Source organism: Vibrio sp. 704 (assembly GCF_033339295.1).
Genome location: NZ_JAWOUH010000287.1, coordinates 1 through 813, shown reverse-complemented (window position 1 = coordinate 813; position 813 = coordinate 1). Strand labels below are relative to the sequence as shown.

The 813-nt window shown below is 47.5% G+C and carries 1 pseudogene; it reads left to right on the top strand.

Annotated elements, in window-relative coordinates:
- Positions 1-813, top strand: a pseudogene (locus tag R7R24_RS25965) (TonB-dependent siderophore receptor); the annotation flags it as partial.

The window sequence follows — 813 nt, the reverse complement described above, 5'->3', positions numbered from 1 at the left end:
TGTTCCACCACATCGGTAACTTAACGCTGAACCCCGATATTCTTAAGTCGGCAGATATCCAAGTGGGTAACAACTCAGTGACGCAAAATGGGTTGGGTGGTTCGGTGTATTTTGAAACCAAAGACGCACGCGATTTGCTTCGTTACGATGAAACTTTTGGCGCGCGTGTATACGGTGGTTTTGCATCTAACGACAATCAACAAGGCTCATTAACGTTATACGGTTTGCTGTCAGAAAACGTAGACGTAATGGTTTACGGTCACTACGTGACGCGTGACGATTTCAAAGATGGGAACGGCGACAAGACGTTTGGCTCGGCAGGGGACGTTTACAACATTCTTGCGAAGCTTGGTTACGAGTTTAATGACATTCACCGCTTCGAACTTTCCTACGATATGTACCGTGACAGCGGCGATTACAGTCCTCGCCCTGATATGGCAGGTAGTGCAAACAATGGCTTGTCGAGCAAGTTGCTGATCCCAACGGATTACGATCGCGATACCGTCACGCTCAGTTACGAGCTAAGAGGGGAGCAGCACCAAGGTAACGTGACGCTTTACAACACCGAAACTGAAATCAAACGTGATGAAACGGTTATGGCACCGCGTTGGCCTTCGAACCGCTTGTCAAAGAACACGGCTAAGAACCAAAACCTTGGCTTAAATGCGAAATTCCAATCGGATTTTGCTCTCGCTCAGTTTGATAACCGAGTGACTTATGGCTTTGACTACATGGATAAGACGTCATCTAGTTACGACGGCAGCAGCAAGTTTATGGATGAATCGGCAGTTTCAACGGCGCTGTTTGTTGAAG